At 58.6% G+C, this 16,547-nt stretch carries 15 protein-coding genes; 5 read left to right on the plus strand and 10 right to left on the minus strand.

From position 1 onward, the window contains the following. Positions 1–84 precede the first annotated feature (84 nt). Complete coding sequence (locus B8783_RS09260; RefSeq protein WP_084419886.1) at positions 85–810, plus strand: FadR/GntR family transcriptional regulator; 726 nt, start codon at positions 85–87, stop codon at positions 808–810. A 77-nt stretch (positions 811–887) separates the two neighbouring features. On the opposite strand, the gene B8783_RS09265 is transcribed toward B8783_RS09260, so the two are convergent. From B8783_RS09265 to B8783_RS09295, 7 genes are all read right to left on the minus strand, one after another. Continuing rightward, positions 888–2,000 carry an acyl-CoA dehydrogenase family protein gene (locus B8783_RS09265; protein ID WP_084419887.1) on the minus strand — a complete coding sequence of 371 codons (1,113 nt, stop codon included), beginning with the start codon at positions 1,998–2,000 and terminating at the stop codon, positions 888–890. A gap of 9 nt (positions 2,001–2,009) precedes the next feature. Next, positions 2,010–3,212: an acyl-CoA dehydrogenase family protein gene (locus B8783_RS09270; protein WP_084419888.1), complete on the minus strand. Its 1,203-nt coding sequence runs from the start codon at positions 3,210–3,212 to the stop codon at positions 2,010–2,012. Positions 3,213–3,459: 247 nt separating this feature from the next. After that, a complete protein-coding gene (locus B8783_RS09275) occupies positions 3,460–4,803 on the minus strand; it encodes a vWA domain-containing protein (RefSeq protein ID WP_084419889.1) in 1,344 nt (447 codons plus the stop codon). After that, a complete protein-coding gene (locus B8783_RS09280; RefSeq protein ID WP_233355730.1) occupies positions 4,800–5,741 on the minus strand; it encodes an AAA family ATPase in 942 nt (313 codons plus the stop codon). The genes B8783_RS09275 and B8783_RS09280 overlap by 4 nt, the downstream gene beginning before the upstream one ends. Positions 5,742–5,796: 55 nt before the next feature. Beyond that, entirely contained in the window at positions 5,797–6,939 is a 1,143-nt protein-coding gene (locus tag B8783_RS09285; protein WP_084419891.1) for an acyl-CoA dehydrogenase family protein, read from the minus strand. A gap of 173 nt (positions 6,940–7,112) precedes the next feature. Continuing rightward, positions 7,113–7,955 (minus strand): alpha/beta fold hydrolase, encoded by an 843-nt coding sequence (locus tag B8783_RS09290; RefSeq protein WP_084419892.1) that lies wholly within the window; start codon positions 7,953–7,955, stop codon positions 7,113–7,115. Between the two features lie 173 nt (positions 7,956–8,128). Further along, positions 8,129–9,037, minus strand: a complete 909-nt coding sequence (locus B8783_RS09295) for a VOC family protein (RefSeq protein ID WP_084419893.1) — start codon at positions 9,035–9,037, stop codon at positions 8,129–8,131. A gap of 376 nt (positions 9,038–9,413) precedes the next feature. On the opposite strand from B8783_RS09295, the gene B8783_RS09300 reads away from it, so the two are divergent. The 3 genes from B8783_RS09300 to B8783_RS09310 are packed head-to-tail and all read left to right on the plus strand — an operon-like array spanning position 9,414 to position 11,893. Continuing rightward, complete coding sequence (locus B8783_RS09300) at positions 9,414–10,181, plus strand: enoyl-CoA hydratase-related protein (RefSeq protein ID WP_169711762.1); 768 nt, start codon at positions 9,414–9,416, stop codon at positions 10,179–10,181. Positions 10,182–10,241: 60 nt separating this feature from the next. Further along, positions 10,242–11,000: a short-chain dehydrogenase/reductase gene (locus B8783_RS09305; RefSeq protein ID WP_084419895.1), complete on the plus strand. Its 759-nt coding sequence runs from the start codon at positions 10,242–10,244 to the stop codon at positions 10,998–11,000. Beyond that, on the plus strand, positions 11,000–11,893 hold the full coding sequence (locus tag B8783_RS09310; RefSeq protein WP_084419896.1) for an NAD(P)-dependent oxidoreductase: 894 nt from the start codon (positions 11,000–11,002) through the stop codon (positions 11,891–11,893). The genes B8783_RS09305 and B8783_RS09310 overlap by 1 nt, the downstream gene beginning before the upstream one ends. Here the strand turns inward: B8783_RS09310 and B8783_RS09315 are convergent, their stop codons facing one another. Then, complete coding sequence (locus B8783_RS09315) at positions 11,894–13,294, minus strand: FAD-dependent oxidoreductase (protein WP_084419897.1); 1,401 nt, start codon at positions 13,292–13,294, stop codon at positions 11,894–11,896. A gap of 195 nt (positions 13,295–13,489) precedes the next feature. On the opposite strand from B8783_RS09315, the gene B8783_RS09320 reads away from it, so the two are divergent. Beyond that, positions 13,490–15,109, plus strand: coding sequence for an FAD-dependent monooxygenase (locus tag B8783_RS09320; protein ID WP_084419898.1), 1,620 nt, complete (start codon positions 13,490–13,492; stop codon positions 15,107–15,109). 39 nt (positions 15,110–15,148) lie between these two features. On the opposite strand, the gene B8783_RS09325 is transcribed toward B8783_RS09320, so the two are convergent. Both B8783_RS09325 and B8783_RS09330 read right to left on the minus strand, forming a co-directional pair. Beyond that, positions 15,149–16,063, minus strand: a complete 915-nt coding sequence (locus B8783_RS09325; RefSeq protein WP_084419899.1) for an SDR family NAD(P)-dependent oxidoreductase — start codon at positions 16,061–16,063, stop codon at positions 15,149–15,151. Beyond that, on the minus strand, positions 16,056–16,523 hold the full coding sequence (locus B8783_RS09330) for a nuclear transport factor 2 family protein (protein ID WP_084419900.1): 468 nt from the start codon (positions 16,521–16,523) through the stop codon (positions 16,056–16,058). Before B8783_RS09330 ends, B8783_RS09325 begins: the two co-directional genes overlap by 8 nt. Between the last annotated feature and the right edge of the window lie 24 nt (positions 16,524–16,547).

Raw genomic sequence — 16,547 nt, forward strand, 5'->3', positions numbered from 1 at the left:
ACCGGCTTCCCGGCTTGCGATAGCGAATGTTTCGAGGAAGAGTGCCCACGCTGCATCAGGGGCAAGACTCTATCAGGATGAATTATGGCACTGCGTCTCTTTGAAGAAGTCTATAATGCCATTCGCCGCGATTTGATGCGGGGCAAGCTCAAGCCGGGCGACAAGCTTCCCTCGGAGCGTGACCTCGCCGAGAAGCTCAACGTCGGGCGTCCCGTGGTTCGCGAAGCGCTACGCGCACTTGAAAACTCGGGCGTGCTGGAGTTCCGCAAGGGCGCCAGCGGTGGCGCATTTATACGAGAAGGCGATGGCAGGGCCGTATCGCGTACGGTCAATGACCTCGTCTTTCTCGGGAAGCTATCACTGGATCAACTCGCGGAAACCCGGGGCTGCCTGCTTGACCAGGCCGTTCGACTGGCCTGCAAGAGGGGCACAAGCCAAGATTTTGAGGCGCTTGAAGCCAATATCGAACGAATGCGCGATGCGATCGCGGCCGAAGACGTCGAGACGTCGATCTTCGAGATCATGGACTTCTATTCGTTACTGGGGACCGCCGCCAAGAACGACGTTCTGACGGTCATGATCGGCTCACTGTCAGAGATCATCGCCCAGATTCTCCTGGCGCTCAGGCCGGAGCACCTCACCGACCTCGTGACGATGCGCCTGGAAGTGCTCAACATGATCAAGAGCGGCGATGAGGAAGCGGCGTCGACTGCGATGGCGGCTCATATGGACGTGCTCCACAACTACATCGTGGAGAAATCCGAAGTTCTGCACGCGCTGGACCTCGAACCGTTCGACAGGAGAGCCTGAGGCAAGGGCTTTAAGCGCCCAATAAAAAAGGCGGGCCGCCCGTAAGCCGCCCGCCCCTAAAATTACATATTGATGGCTTACGCAGCTTTCTGCTCGAGAAAGCGCACGACCTGCTCGCGCTGCGAGGCTGGCGAGCCAAGCAACTCGGCATTGCACCGCGCCCGCTTGTAATAGAGATGGTTTTTCATCTCCCAGGTGAAGCCAATGGCGCCGAAAACCTGAATGTTCCGGTGCGTCGCTTCCTTGTAGTGCTCGCTCGTATAGCTTTGCGCCATCGCCGCAGCGAGACTGCCTTGGCCGGCATCCTCTGAAAGCGCCCATGCCGCATATTGGACGATGGCGTTTGCACCTTCAGCGGAACCGGCAATGTTTGCCAGCTGGTGCTTGATGGCCTGAAACGCGCCGATTGGCCGACCAAAGGCGATGCGCTCTTTGGCGTATGTCACCGCATCGTCGAGTACCATGCGAATGCCCGCTGAACTTTCGGCGGCAAGGACGAGGTACATACGATCGCGGACCCACGGCCACACGTCGTCGCTGCTTTGTTCAAGCCGCTCAGCCTCAACATCGCTAAGGACCACTTTGCACACCTGACGCGTAATATCGCGCCACTGCAGCACTTCGATGTCGACACCAGCCGCGTTGCGATCAATGACGAAGAAATCCTTGCGACCCTCATTAAGGGCGGAGACGACAATCTTGTCAGCTGATGCAGCATCGACGACGAACGACTTTGTGCCGGAGAGCTTGTAGGCATCGCCCGAAGACTTCGCTGTCACATCGCTGTCCATATTGTCGTAGGAGCCGGCCTCATCCGCCACGGCGAGTGCCAATTTCATGCCTTCCGCAAGCTTTGGCAGAAGCTCAGATTTCTGCGCTTCGGAACCGGCCTTCTCGACGGCCCATGCACCGGCCAGTGTGCCGAACAGGGGCGATGGCGCCAATGTGCGTCCAGTTTCACCGATGATCATGATCAGATCGACATAATCCATGCCAAGGCCGCCATAGGCCTCCGGCACAGTAATGGCGCTCCAGCCAAGCTCGACAATCTTGTCCCAGAGCTGGTCGTAGCCCGCATCGGATACGTCGGCGCCCGGCCGAAGCAGGGGCGACAGATCAACCTGCTCGTCGACAAACTTTGCGGCAGAATCCCTCAGGAATTCGTGGTCTTCACTCAATGCGAAATTCATCTCGAGATCCTATTCAGCTGCTTTGGCCAGACCGCCGGAAAGCTCCGAGAACGGCACTTTTGCGGTTGGGTCGGAATCGCGCGGAAGTCCCAGGACACGTTCAGCGACCACGTTGAGGAGCACTTCCTGCGTACCGACACCGAGCGTGTTTGCTGGACTGAACCAGTAGGCGTAGTCCCAGTTAGAGAACATGCCCCACTTCTTGTTCGGCAGTGGCAACACATCCGGGTCGCGGATCATACCGCTGGCGCCCTGCGAGCGCTTGGCGATATCAGCCATTCTCTGACCATGCGGCGATGACATCATCTTGCCGGCGCTACCTTCAAAGCCAGCGGGCGTACCATTGATACGATTGGTCATGTTCCGGAAGGTCAGCAAGCGAAGGATCTCGCCCTCGATGTAGACCTTAGCGGCGTCATCACGCAGGAGCGGATCACTGATGCGTCCAGTCTTGATGAGACCATCCATGAGGTCTCTCGCGGTCGGGCCCATGCCCCATACCACACCAGGCTTCGTCATGCCGACGCGCTCGGTCTGGAGCTGCTCCATTACGATCCGCCAACCATCACCTTCGCGCCCAAGAAGCGCGTCAGCAGGAATTTTGACGTTGTCCAGGAAGACCTCGTTGTACTCATTCTTGTTGCCGCTCATGTCGATGATCGGATTTACCGTCACACCGGGAGAGTGCATGTCGATCAGGAACACGCTGAGGCCCATATGCTTGGGCTTGCTCGCGTCCGTCCGCGCAACCAGCACGCCAACCGAGGCTTCATCAGCGACAGAGGTCCAGATCTTGTGACCGTTCACGATGTAATGGTCACCATCGCGCTTCGCCGTCGTGCGCAAACCGCCGAGGTCAGATCCACCTGATGGCTCGGAGAACAGCATGCACCAGATGTCCTCGCAGGCGAGTGCGCCCGGCAGGAACTTTTGCCGCTGTTCTTCAGTGCCATGGGTCAGCAGAGACTGGCCGCACTGATTGAGCGCGATTGCATTGATCGTATAAGGCAGTTCAAGCCCTGCCCGCACGATTTCATCATCGATGATAAACTGCGTCTCAGCATCAGCCGAAACGCCCCAAGGCTCAGGCCAGTTCGACGCCGTCCAGCCCTGTTCGGCCAGCTGCGCATAGGTCGGGTTCGGGTTCTTTTCGAACCATGCCCGCACCTTTACGCGCCGCGGGTCATCTTCTCCCGGCAAATTGAAGTCCACAGTTTAGCCCTCCGCTTTACCTCAGTGTCAGCACCATCTCGATGATGGCCGCTACAACAATAAATTCAAAATTCACCTCAATCACTCCCGCAGTTTAATAGCCATAACGGTTGATCTAGGCGCTAGGACATTCGTCAGGCCGAGGAGTCATGTCGGCAGCGAACATCTCACATATTAGTGCAATTGTTTTAGTATGCGCGTCAAGAGGCCAGCGATGCTTACGCTGCGTCATTTGCGGTGCATATCTTCATGGTGGTGCGCGCAGCATATCGCCAATGACGGCCTGCAACTCGTTAAGTGACCCGCAAGTCCGCGCCATCGAACTGAAGCGCTGATAAGCTGGCATTTCGGAGTCGCCCGTTCCCCAGCTGCGTTCCGCTTCCGGATTCAGCCAGACAACCCGGCGCGACTTCCGCCTGATCCGGTCGAGAATATCAAGCTGAGGGTCACCATAATTGTTGCGCCCATCGCCAAGAATGATCACCGACGTATGGCGATCGACCAGATGCATGTATTTCTCATCAAACTGGGCAAAAGCATCGCCATAGCTGGTCGAACCAAAACCAACTTTCCGTAAAACCTGCTCAATCGCGACATCAATGTCGTCGCCGTCCAACAAACGGCCGACATCTTCGAGGCGATCCGAAAAGGCGAAAGCGTGAAGCTGATCAACGACTTCGTTGAGACTGTACATCAACACCAGGAGAAACTGGGCAGCGTTCACCACCGAGCGGGAGACGTCGCAGAGAACGATGAATTTCGGACGGTCCACGCTCTTTTGCTTCCAATAGAGCTGAAACGGAATGCCCTCATGGGGCATCGCCTGGCGGATGGTCTTGCGCATGTCGAGCTGGCCACGACGTGCCCGCTTCCGGCGGCGTGAATGCTGGGACGCCAGCGCCTTGGCCATCTTTCGGACGAGCTTGATAGCGGTCTGCCTGTCTTCCGGACGAATGGCGGCAATATCCATGTCCGCCAGCCGCTCCTCCCTGATCTGCTGGGCCGCGTTGGAGGCATAGAGGTCAATCTGGCGGTCCACGACCGCCTTGACCTTGCTGATGACCGCATTGCGCGTAGCCTGCCATTCAGCGAGATCTTCATCGTCGCCGGTATCTACAAGCTGCGCCACGTCCCGGTCCCAGTCAGGCATGCCAAGCTCACGCAGAATGCGGCCAACAAGGATATTTCGCTGAAACCCGTATTGGACCTGACGAACACCGACCGTTCGAGCGGCCTTCGCAATCTGGGCATCCACCATCACGGAATCGCCAGTCAACATGAGCTGAGCAAAGCCGCCACCGGACGTGGGCGCGGTCTCTCGCGGTTTAGCCGCGCGGTCGCTTGTCTCCACATGATGGCTAAAGAACCGGTCAAAGCACTGCTCCAACCTCACCTCATCGATCTGTGATTTGGCAAGCGTGACACAAAGCGCGTCCCTGAGCGTCTCCCGGTCTCTATATCCAACGGCCGCAACGGCTTCGTAGGCATCGATACTTGAAGCAGGAGAGATCGTAAGTCCGGCATGCCTGAGCGCTGCCAGAAATCCGGCCAGCGGACCTTCCGCCAGCGGGACGGACTTACCTTCGATCACCGCGTCGCCTTCGCACGCCGCACCAGGTCACCAGCCTGCGCCTCGACCGCATCAATATCGCTCTCGAACTTCAGAAGCACATTGAGCGTTTCGCGCACGACGTCGACACCCAGTTCTTCGACATGCAGGATCAGAAGCGACTGCGCCCATTCGACCGTTTCCGATATGGACGGCGGCTTGCGCAGCTTCATGTGGCGAAGCTCCTGAACAAAAGCCACGAGCTCTCCTCGTAGCTGACTGGCAATGTCGGGCAGTCGCTTCTCAACGATCCGGCTCTCCAGTTCTGCAGACGGCAACGGGATGCTCAGATGAATGCAACGCCGCTTCAACGCGTCGCCAAGCTCGCGAATATTATTCGATGTCAGGAAAACGATCGGAGGTGTGCTGGCTTTGATCACGCCGATTTCAGGAAGAGAGACCTGATAGGCAGACAGTGTTTCCAGCAGGAGCGCCTCGAAAGCCTCGTCCGTCTTGTCGACTTCATCGATCAAGAGGACACACCCATCGTCTGACATCAATGATTGAAGCAAAGGACGTGGCTGGAGAAAGTCTTCGGAGAAGAACATGTCGCCCACGCCCCGCAACCGCGCCATCGCGTCGTCCATGCTCGGCGCATCCTCAAGCAGATCGCCGACACGCTCCTTCAGCAGCTGGGTGTAAAGCAGCTGCTTGGCATATTTCCATTCATAAAGGACGCGGGATTCATCCAGCCCTTCATAGCACTGCATGCGAATGAGCGGCAGACCCAGCAATTGCGAAGTCGATAGGGCAAGTTCGGTCTTTCCGACGCCGGCAGCCCCTTCAACGAGGATCGGCTTTTTTAGCCGGAGACTGAGGTAAAGCGCAGTCGCGATCCGGCGGGAGGCAACATAGCCGAAGCCTTCTAGGCCGGACACAAGCGCGTCCACCGGCGCGTCCGAGGCCTCCAGGTCGGCCATATTCATAATTGATCCGGGCTTCACCGGCACCTCCCGAAAGCTGGGGCTGTTCGACCTAGATCGAGCGGCTCATCAGCTCCTTCATGATTTCCGACGAGCCGCCAAAGATACGCATAACACGCGCGTCGCGCCAGATACGGGCGATCAGATACTCATTCATATATCCTGCGCCGCCATGCAGCTGAAGCGACGCGTCACAGACTTCCCATAGCAATTCCGTGTGGAAGAGCTTGGCCGCTGCGGCCTCGTCGGCTGTCAGTTCTTTTTTGATGTGCCGCGCCAGCGCCCAGTCGAGATGCGCCCAGCCTACCTGCAGGCGCGACTTGAGATCGGCAAGCGTGAACCGCGTATTCTGGAACTCGAAGACCTTCTTACCGAAGGCCGACCGCTCCTTGGTGAAACGCACGGCTTCATCAAAGGCCCGTTGCGCCATGGCCTGGGAGGAAATGGCGATACTCAGCCGCTCCTGGGGAAGCTGGCTCACCAGATAGATGAAGCCCCTATTCTCTTCGCCAAGCATGTTCGTGGCGGGCACCCGGACATTGTCAAAGAACAGCTCCGACGTGTCGGCCGCGTGCTGCCCGATCTTGTCGAGGTTGCGCCCCCGCTTGAAACCGGGACGGTCGGACTCAACAAGAAAGAGCGAGATGCCCTTGGCCCCCTTGCTGGGGTCCGTCTTCGCGACCACGACGGCCAGAGTACATGTCTGGCCAGCCGAGATGTAGGTCTTGGCACCATTGATGATGTAGTCGTCGCCATCGCGAACTGCCGTCGTCCTGATGCTCTGGAGATCAGAACCGGCCCCCGGTTCCGTCATGGCGATGGCCAGGATCGTTTCGCCGCTGACGCAGCGGGGCAACCATGTCTGTTTCTGCTCTTCAGACCCGTAATGGACCAGATACTCGACGACGACGTCCGACTGGAGCGTCACCATCACCATCGAGTCGGCATACGAGTTCTCTTCCGCGACCACGGCGTTGTAGCGAAAGTCGAGCCCAAGGCCGCCATAGGCTTCCGGCACGGTCGGGCAGAGGAAACCGGCATCGCCAAGCTTCTTCATGACCGACGGTTCGACAACCCCGGCCTCCTCCCACCGCTCAAGGTTCGGTACGATTTCCTTTGCGTAGAATTTCCGCACGGCATCGCGGAACATCTCGTGTTCTTCATCAAATATCGTGCGTTTGCCGGTATCGAGCATGGCGGGCTTCTCCTTATTCAGACCGCTAGAGTTTCATCCTGGTAGATGCGCATGTCCGAAGCGGGCCGGTCGACCACACTTCGGCTGCTGGCGCTGTCAGCCGCAGGAGCCGCTCACGCGATACTATGCTCCTGTCGGCCGGTCCCGGCACAAAGCGCCGGGCTGAGCGACGATCAGTAAGGACGATCGAGGAACGACCCAATAATGTGGTTGAACTCGTCCGCGCGCTCCCACTGGCACCAGTGACCGCACTTGGAGAAGACGTGCAGGTCTGCGTTCGGGATCGTTTTCAGAAGGATGAAAGCGGCGTCCAGCGGCAGAACGCGGTCTTCGCGGCCCCATAGGATCAGCGTCGGGTGAGGCAGCTCATCGAGGCGCTCACGCCACAAATCATTGCGCGGATTGGCAGCCTGGCCGCGCAGTGGCGGATCCTGCATCGTCTGAGGGGCCATCGCGGTCTTGAGGCGCTCTTCCAGCAGATCATCTGAAATCTCGGACGGATCGTAGACGAGCAGCTCCACGACCTTGCGCAGCTTCTCTATGGTCGGGCCTTCACCGTCGTAGAAGGTCAGCATACGGCTGAGCCCTTCCGTCGGGAATGTCGACGTCATCGGAATGCTGCCACCTGGGCCCATGAGCATCAGCTTGTGGGTACGATCCGGGTTATCGAGCGCAAACCGCAGGGACGTCCCGCCGCCAAGAGAGTTGCCAACGAAACTCGCTTTCTCGATCCCTTCATGATCCATGATGTCGAGAACCGCCTCGGCCATCGGATCAAACAGGCCCTCATAGCCCCTGCGCTTGTCCGACTTGCCAAAGCCCGGCAAGTCCATCGTGATGATGCGCCGCCCCTGATCAGCAAGCGGGCCGATATTACGGCGATAATTGCTGTAGCCATACGCACCGGGGCCACCGCCCTGGATCAGGAAGACAACTTCGCCCTCCCCCGTATCGAGATAGTGAACCTTGCCTTTTGGATCGTCGACAAACTTGCTTTCGTATGGTGCGTCAAACATGACTTTTTCTTCCCTTGAATTTTTGATGCTTCACTGTTTGAAACATCTGTTCTATTAGCGCGACGATCAACCTATTTTTAGCGGCATGGTCGCCATTTTTTTCACGATATGAGACAGACCAAGAAGTTCGCGCGCGTCAGCAGCCGCCATACCTTCCACAGATGCCAGCAGAGTCAGCCGACAGGCTCAAGGCGTTCGATAACGCCGACTTTGGCGAAATCGGGCTCGGGAATACCGCCCCAATGGTCCGCCGATTCAACCGTCATCGGGAACATTCGCGGCGGGCGCGCATCGGTTTCGGGGAACTCTTCCATTCCGAAACTGTATTCCAGCGTCATCCCGTCCGGATCGAGAAAGTAGAAGAACATTGATTCCGACTGCGGGTGCCGTCCCGGTCCGTACACGATCGGCACGCCTTCGCGTTTCATTCGAACGTTGGCGCGGCCGATATCGTCGATGTCCGTCACCATGAAATTGATGTGGTGGAGCTGCGGTGCAGCTGCCCTTCCGACGCCGAAGGAATGGTGGAGCGGGTTTGGAAAGCAGCGCATGTGCACGACCGCGCCCTCGATCCGGTCGGATGCGCGGAAGTTCATCTCGCCCATGAAGAAATCTTCTGCAGCTTTGAGGTCAGGCCCCGCCAGAACGACATGACCGAGGCGCGCAATCTTCGTGTGCGTCGGCTTATAGTCGTCTGCAGCAGTGTCCATCGACGCAAAAAACTCCATGGTCGCGCCAAACACCGGGTCGGATATGCGGAAAGCCTCGTGAATTCCGAGCTCCGCAGCCTCGGCATTCGAAACCGGCTTGGGATTGAGGCCGAGCGTGCTGAAGTGTTCACGCAGAGCGACGAGCGCCTTGGGACTCTCCATCTCCCATCCAATCCGCTTGATGCCTGGTTCGCCGCCCTCCACGAGGGCGATGTCGTGATGCTTGTCACTGCACCGAAAAAAGCGCTGCCCGTCGCTACCACCGGCCGGCTCAAGTCCAACGACGTTTTCATAAAAGGCACTGGAGCGAGCCAGGTCGCTCACATTCAGGGCCAGATATCCCAGCCTGCGGAATCTCAAATCTTCGGACATTTCATTCCCTCCTCAAGGCCATCTGCATATGAAGCGAGCGACCTATGACGCATTGAAAACCGCCAGCTCCGGCCGACGATCACCTATTCAAGCCCAAATGGTATTACCAATTAAAAATGTCGTCAAGCGGCCAGAGAAAGTCCGAGAAAACCGCATATTACCATTGATTTAATTATTTTTTTAATCTTTTCCCGGCCTCGGCGCCAAATGGGATTTTGCTTCTGACGATAGAAATAACCGCCACGCCTGACCCTTGTCCTCACTCACCCACCCACGCTTGTCAATTTAAAACAATTGAACTACTCGTGTCTGAAGATAAAAAATGGGACGTTCGCGAACGTGCGCCGTTCACGAATTTCATACAGGGGAGTTTAGGATGGCAGAGCTTATCAGCACAGAGGTCACAGACGGCATCCTGACCATAACGCTGAACAGGCCTAATGCCCTCAACAGCTTGAATGCTGCGGCCTGTTTCGAACTCTCAGACATCTTTGATCGCTTTGATCAGGACGACAGCCAACGGGTTGCCATCATTACGGGGGCTGGAGACAAAGCATTCTGCGCCGGTCATGACTTGATTGAAGACTTTGACGAGCCGATGCCCGAAACCGGCTGGGCCGGGCTGTCTCATCGGTCTGGCCTGAACAAGCCACTCATTGCCGCGGTCAACGGCTTTGCACTCGGCGGCGGATGGGAGCTTGCGATGCTATGTGACGTGGTCGTCGCGGACCCGCGTGCAAGCTTCGGCCTGCCAGAGCCGAAGGTCGGCTTTGCAGCCCTCGGCGGCGGCGCAAGACTGCTTCCACACCGCGTTCCCTATCATATCGCAATGGGCCTCTTGCTGACCGGCCGAAGCATGCCAGCTGAAGATGCTGCTCGCCTCGGCCTCGTCAACGAAGTCTCCGCGCCAGGCAAAGTCCTTGAAACGGCCCGGCAGTGGGCAGATGACATGCTCTCCTGCGCACCACTGGCTCTCCAGATGTCGAAGCAGCTCGCGCTTGCCTCCGCTGATCCAGCGTCCCTGCGGGAGCCCCTGCAGAAGATGGAAGTCGAACTGACAAACGAACTTATCAAGAGCAAGGACGCCTGGGAGGGCATGGCGGCCTTCGCGGAAAAGCGCGCGCCCGTCTGGACAGGAAAATAGGCTTCAGGCCTCAAATACTTCGACAACACATCCGCTGTAGCAGCCAAAAAGGAAACGGTCATGGATCTCGAACTTCGGGGAAAGTACGTCCTGATCACCGGTGGCTCTAAGGGCATCGGGTTCGCGACCGCCGAAAGCTTTGCCCGCGAAGGCGCCAACCTCATTCTGGTGGCGCGGTCGCAAGATGAGCTGACATCGGCCAGCGACCGCCTTTGTTCCGACAACAACATCAGCGTCGAGACGATCTGTGCGGACCTTTCCACCGCTGAGGGCATTGCAACCGCTGCAGGCGCCGTCTCTTTGATCGATGTGCTCGTGAACAATGCCGGCGCCATTCCGCCCGGCTCCCTAATGAATGTGAGCGCCGAAAAGTGGCGCCGCGGCTGGGACCTCAAAGTGAACGGGTACATCGATCTGACGCGGGCGCTCTATGAAAAACTGCCCAAGCCCGGAGGCGTCATCGTCAACATCATCGGCTCGGCCGGGGAAAACCCGAACAAAGACTATATCTGCGGCAGCACCGGTAATGCCGCCCTGATGATGTTCACCCGGGCTTTTTCGCGCGATGCCCGCGCCGATGGGGTTCGCGTTGTCGGGATCAATCCCGGACCAGTGATGACCGAGCGCTTCCAGATGTTGTTGCAGGCGGAAGCAGAGCGCCGCTTTTCCGACCCCTCCCGATGGGAAGAGCTGATGGGAGACCTGCCATTCGGCCGGGCCGCAGCGCCCCGGGAAATCGCAGATGCCACGGCGTTCCTCGCGTCGGCGCGCTCGGCTTACACGACAGGATCCATCGTCACGATTGATGGGGGGATCTGATGACGGCCTCTCTCAAAATTGGCTACATTGGCCTTGGAGACATCGGCGCCCCGATGGCGGAACGTATCGCGGCGGCCGGCTGGCCACTTACCGTCTGGAACCGGACCCCGGAAAAGATGCAGCCTTTGCTCGATGCTGGCGCCGATGCAGCATCCTCACCAGCTGAAATTGCTGAAATGTGCGACATCATTTTCACCTGCCTTGGCAGCGTTTCCGCCATGCATGACGTCACGACAGGCGAGCGTGGGCTCCTGCGCGCATCACCCAACAAAGCTCGGCTGCTGGTCGACAACTCCACGGTGCCTCCTGCAGATGCCACGGACATTGCCAGCCGGCTCGCCGATGCATCGATCCACTATGTCGACGCCCCTGTCTCGGGCGGCGCCATAGGCGCGCGCGCAGGCACGCTAGCCGTCATGGTTGGAGGTGAGCAGCAGGATGTCGAGCTGGCCAAACCCGTTCTGCAAAGCTTCGCGAGCAAGATTACGCATCTCGGCCCGATCGGGTCCGGCCAGGCCATGAAGGCCTGCAATCAGGTGCTCAATTTCGGCACCATGGCGGCACTTGCAGAAGCCGTCACTTTGGGACGACGTTACGGACTGGCGCCGAACATGATTGTCGATGCGGTCGCCGGCGGCTTCGCTGAGTCAAATATTTCACGCGAATTTGGCCGGTCCATTACCGCCGACGACACAAGCCCCATCAGACTCCTCGTCGAAACGCTGGATGACTATTATCAGGGCACCCTCCGCAGAAAACTTGCAGGCAATCTCGACATCCTGATGAAGGATCTTGCCATGGCGCTCGATATGGCGCGCGCACGAGGTGTTCCCCTGCCGGTCATTTCGCATTTCGACTCGGTTTTCAGGATGATCCAGCACCTCGAAACCTGATCAGGCCGCCAAGTCTTTCGCCGCATTCCGACCCGCCTCAAGACCGAAAGTCGCGGAGCTGGAAAGAGACGATGCGCTGTAATAGCCCGCCCCATGAAGCCCGCCGACCACCTCGCCTGCCGCGTAGAGGCCGTCGATCGGCACACCAAACCAGTCTACCACGGACATCTGCCCATCCACGGCAATGCCTCCATAGGTCGAGGTGATGGCATTGGCAGTGGCGGCGACGTAATAAGGCGGATTATCGATCGGGCGTAGGCCGCGAGTCCGACCGAACTGTTCGTCCAAGCCTGAGGCCGCGCCATCATTGTAAGACTTCACCGTTTTTTCGAGGACATCCGGGTCGATTCCTACCGCTTCTGCCAGCCCCCTGATCGTCTCCGCCTTCTTGATGTATCCACCAAGAAGCGCTTCCTGATAGTTGTTGACGCTGGTGTCGCCGAGCGAGGCGGCCATCATCGTCTCGTCGAATATCTGAAACGCCACTCCGTCCGGCTGCGCCATTCCGATCGAACTCAGCGCCTTGTAGCTCTGCGCTTCGTCAACGAAGCGCTTGCCATGCTTGTTGACCATGATCGCGGCATCCTGAAACGCGAAAATGAGCGGCGGAATTTCATCTGACTTTGCAGTGGTATCGGGATAGTTGCGGATGGCGCCCCCAAAAGACCCGGACACATAGCCGAGGTCGGCCTGCCCCGCCCCCAGATCGCACGCCATGATCAGGCCATCCCCGGTATTGGCAACCCCGCCATGCTTCACCCCGAACTCAAGCTCGGGCGCAAAGACCCCAAGCAGTTCGGCGCTTCTGGAAAAGCCACCGGTCGCGAGGACAATGCCACCTCGCACCCGAATCTCGGCCTCACGATCCCCAAACATGACGATGCACGCCTCCACGCGGCCACTCTCTGCATTGCGCACGAGACGCGCCCCTGCAGACTTGCTGAAGAAGTCGATACCTGAATGCGCCTGAACTTTCATGTGGAGCTGCGTCACAGCACGCCCGGTTCCAGTAAGATGCACCCGCGGCGTATCAGGCGCAGACGACATCAAAAGCTCGAAACCAATGCCCTGCGACCTCAGAAACCTGTAGGCGTCTTGCTGCTTTGCGAGGAAAGTCTCCACCATCTCTCGATTATTCTTGTTCTTGCCGGTTTTCAGGAGCGCGTTCCGGAAATCCTCAATCGAGTCGCTGACGCCTGCGGCTTCCTGCTCATCTGTTCCACAAAAGGCGAAGGCCCCACCGGCAATCGCCGAACTGCCGCCGGGCTGGGAGGATTTTTCGAGCAGGAGCACGCGCGCGCCAGCTTCTGCAGCGGCCAGCGCCGCGCAGTGTCCCGCGATCCCGGCCCCAAGCACAAGAACATCGGTTTCGGCTGGCAAGTCGCCGGTTTCTCTGAGCATGCGCGCCTCCCTGAAGGTCTAACCACCCGGTCTGCGCCGGCTTTTATTGACCGTATGGTCTCGACCCGTTCCCGCAATGCCATAATCGATCAATCAGATTTCACTTTTCCTGAAAGCTGCGTCCTCGTTTCTGTGAGTTCCTCTACGCCGTCGCGCCGATAGCGTTGGGGAGAACAGATTTTCGGGGTAAAACGCATGAGCAAAGTAGAGCCACAATTTGATGTCGTCATTGCTGGCGCCGGCCCGGTCGGCCTGACACTGGCCATCGACCTCGGACGCCGCGGTATCAAAACACTCATCGTCGAGCGCGACCCGACCACAGGCCCTTGGCCCAAAATGGACCGGTCGAATTCCCGCACGATGGAGTTCTATCGCCGCATGGGAATCGCTGAGGAGGTCCGTGCTCTTGGTTACCCGGCGGACGCGCCAATGGACATCTACGTGGTGAACACGCTCTCCGAACCGCCCCTGCTGAAGCAGCACTACCCTTCGGTCGGCGAGATGCGGGAGCGTATCGAAAAAGCGAGAGATCACTCCCAGCCGCTCGAGCCCTATCAGCTTGTCTCACAGAACCGGCTGGAACCGCTGCTGAAATCGGTCGCCGAAAAGACACCGAACGTCACCGTTCGATATGGGTGCGAACTGACATCGTTCGAACAAGACGAAAATGGCGTGACCGTCACGCTGCACCCTTCCGGCGGCGAAGCAGAAGAAGTGCGCTGCAGCTATCTCGCCGGTTGCGATGGCGGGGGCAGCACGGTTCGAAAAGCCCTTGGCATCAAGCTCGAAGGCCAGGGTAGCCTGCGCAATATGAAGCAGATCTGCTTTCGCTCCGAAACGCTCTATGACCGCATTCCCATGGGCAAGGGCCGGCATTACTACTTCACCGACCCGGAAGGCTCGGCGATGATTGTGCAGGGGGATCGCAAGGAATTCACGCTCAATTCTGACATTCCCGACGATACCGATCTGGATGCCTGGATCCGGAAAAAAGCCGGGCCGGACGTCGAGTTCGACTATGAAATTCTCAATGTCAGCAACTGGACACTGCACCTTCTACTCGCCGACAAATACGCCAAGGGCCGGGTGTTCCTTGCAGGCGATGCCATCCATCTCGTGATTCCGACCGGCGGCCTCGGCATGAATTCAGGCGTGGGCGATGCGCTGGACCTTTCCTGGAAACTCGCCGGGACCATCCAGGGCTGGGGCGGTCCGGGCCTCTTGGAAAGCTATGAGAGCGAGCGCAGGCCCGTCGGGCAGAAGAATGTCGAAGCTTCAGGCTGGGCGGCGCAGGGACTTGGGATGTGGCGAACCCACCTCACCGAGGCAGTCAGCCAGGATAGCGAAGAAGGACGGGCGGAACAGCACCAGGCCGCCAAGCTTGCCAACCGGCATCACCGCCGCGTGCATGAGATGGTCGGCGCGGAACAGAACTATACTTATGCCGGTTCGCCCCTGATCGCGTCCGAACCGGAGGCCATCACGACCTGGGACACGGTGCGGTACCTGCCGACCACCGAACCGGGCGCGCGCATCCCCCATATATGGCTCAAGGACCACACGGCGATGCAGGATGTTCTGGGCGCGAACTATACGTTCATCGATCTCACGGGAGACGTAGATGCCTCCCCGGTCAAAGCCGCGTTCGAAGCGATCGGAGCGCCTCTGGATATCGTCAGCCGCGCCGAAGAACATGTTCGCATGACATATGGCTGTCGTTACCTGCTTGTGCGGCCTGACCTTCATATCGTCTGGACTGGCAATTCGCTGCCGTCTGACCCGGACGCCCTCGCAAGGCTGGCAACCGGTCATTGAAGCCGGGCGCCTTCGCCTGCACGTCACAATTTGTGGTCTTTACCGGCCTTTGGGCTGGAGGGCGTACTGATCGATGGAGCTGGTGGGTATGGAATAACCATCCTCGCTAAGGATCGCCGCCAGATTCTTCTCAACGGTTTCGGCAGTGAGGCCATCGCATGTCATTCCCGGAGCCGTCGCCGTGAATATTCGCGCGACGCGGCCGCCTGCAACGCTGAGCACTTCGCCGTTCATCCGGCAGCGGCGATGAGACAGATAGACCACGACCGGTGAAACAGCCTGCGGGGTCAGCCGTGAGGTATCCAGCTCCGGATGCTTGTCAAAATAGGCCTGCGCCAGCGGCGTCTCAGCGACCGGGCAGATCGTATTCACCTTGATGTCGAGATCGCGATTATCGAGGGAGGTTGCTCTTGAAAGGCCAAGCACACCCGCTTTCGCGATGACATAAGGCGCAGTATCCGGCGCGCCGAACGCACCAACGGCCGATGCGGTATTGATGATGCGTCCGTAGCCGGCCTTGCGCATATGGCGCAACGCAGCGCGGCTGGTCCAGAACATGCCGAACAGATGAACATTCAGGACGCTGCTTAGCTGGTCCGTATCAATATCCTGGACCTTTCCTCCAATGCCGTTGCCGGCATTGTTGACCAGTATGTCGATGCGGCCCCATTTGCTTGCCGCAGCCTCGACAGCGGCTTCAGCACCTGCCTCCACCCCGACGCTATCGGATATGGCTTCGGCAACCAGTCCTTCGGACCTCAACTGAGCGGCCGCATCCTCAGCCGACAGTTTTCCGCCGCCGCCAGTCGCAATATCGTTCAGCATGACCCGGGCCCCGCGCTCGGCCAGCGCACGGGCATGGCTAAGTCCGAGGCCGCTCGCCGCCCCCGTGACCAGCGCAACCTCTCCATCAAAGTGCAGACGAGGCTCTGGCGACCGGATGGCCTCAGACATTGTCGAGCGTGACCTGTCCTGCGATCTCGCGGCCAAAGGCTATGGCCGAGACGATGGGATTATAGAATTCCTTGAGACAAACGATCTTCCCGTTCTCAATGTCGAACCTAAGGACGTAGCGATTGCGATAGTCCTTGCCATTGACCATCTCGACCTGCCCGCGCACCTCAACGAATACAGTCCGGGCATCATGCGACACGACATATTCCGGATCGATGGCTTTCACCGACTTCTCGGCAGCGAAAGCCGTGTCGATGAAATTGATGATCTCCTCGCGGCCAACATAGCGGCGAAAGTGTCCCTCTTCGGTTCGTCCGCTCTCATTGAAGGGGATCTCGAGCACCATGTCGTCAGCAACGACCTCCAGCTTGAGATCCTTGTCCTTTTTCTCGTCGCCGTGGATCCACTTTTGGGCAATCTTTATGGCCGCTGCATGCGCTTCCGGCAGTTTCTCCATCATGTCGCTATCTCCTCCATTGTTTAT

It is taken from the genome of Henriciella litoralis (assembly GCF_002088935.1).
Taxonomy (GTDB): Bacteria; Pseudomonadota; Alphaproteobacteria; order Caulobacterales; family Hyphomonadaceae; genus Henriciella; species Henriciella litoralis.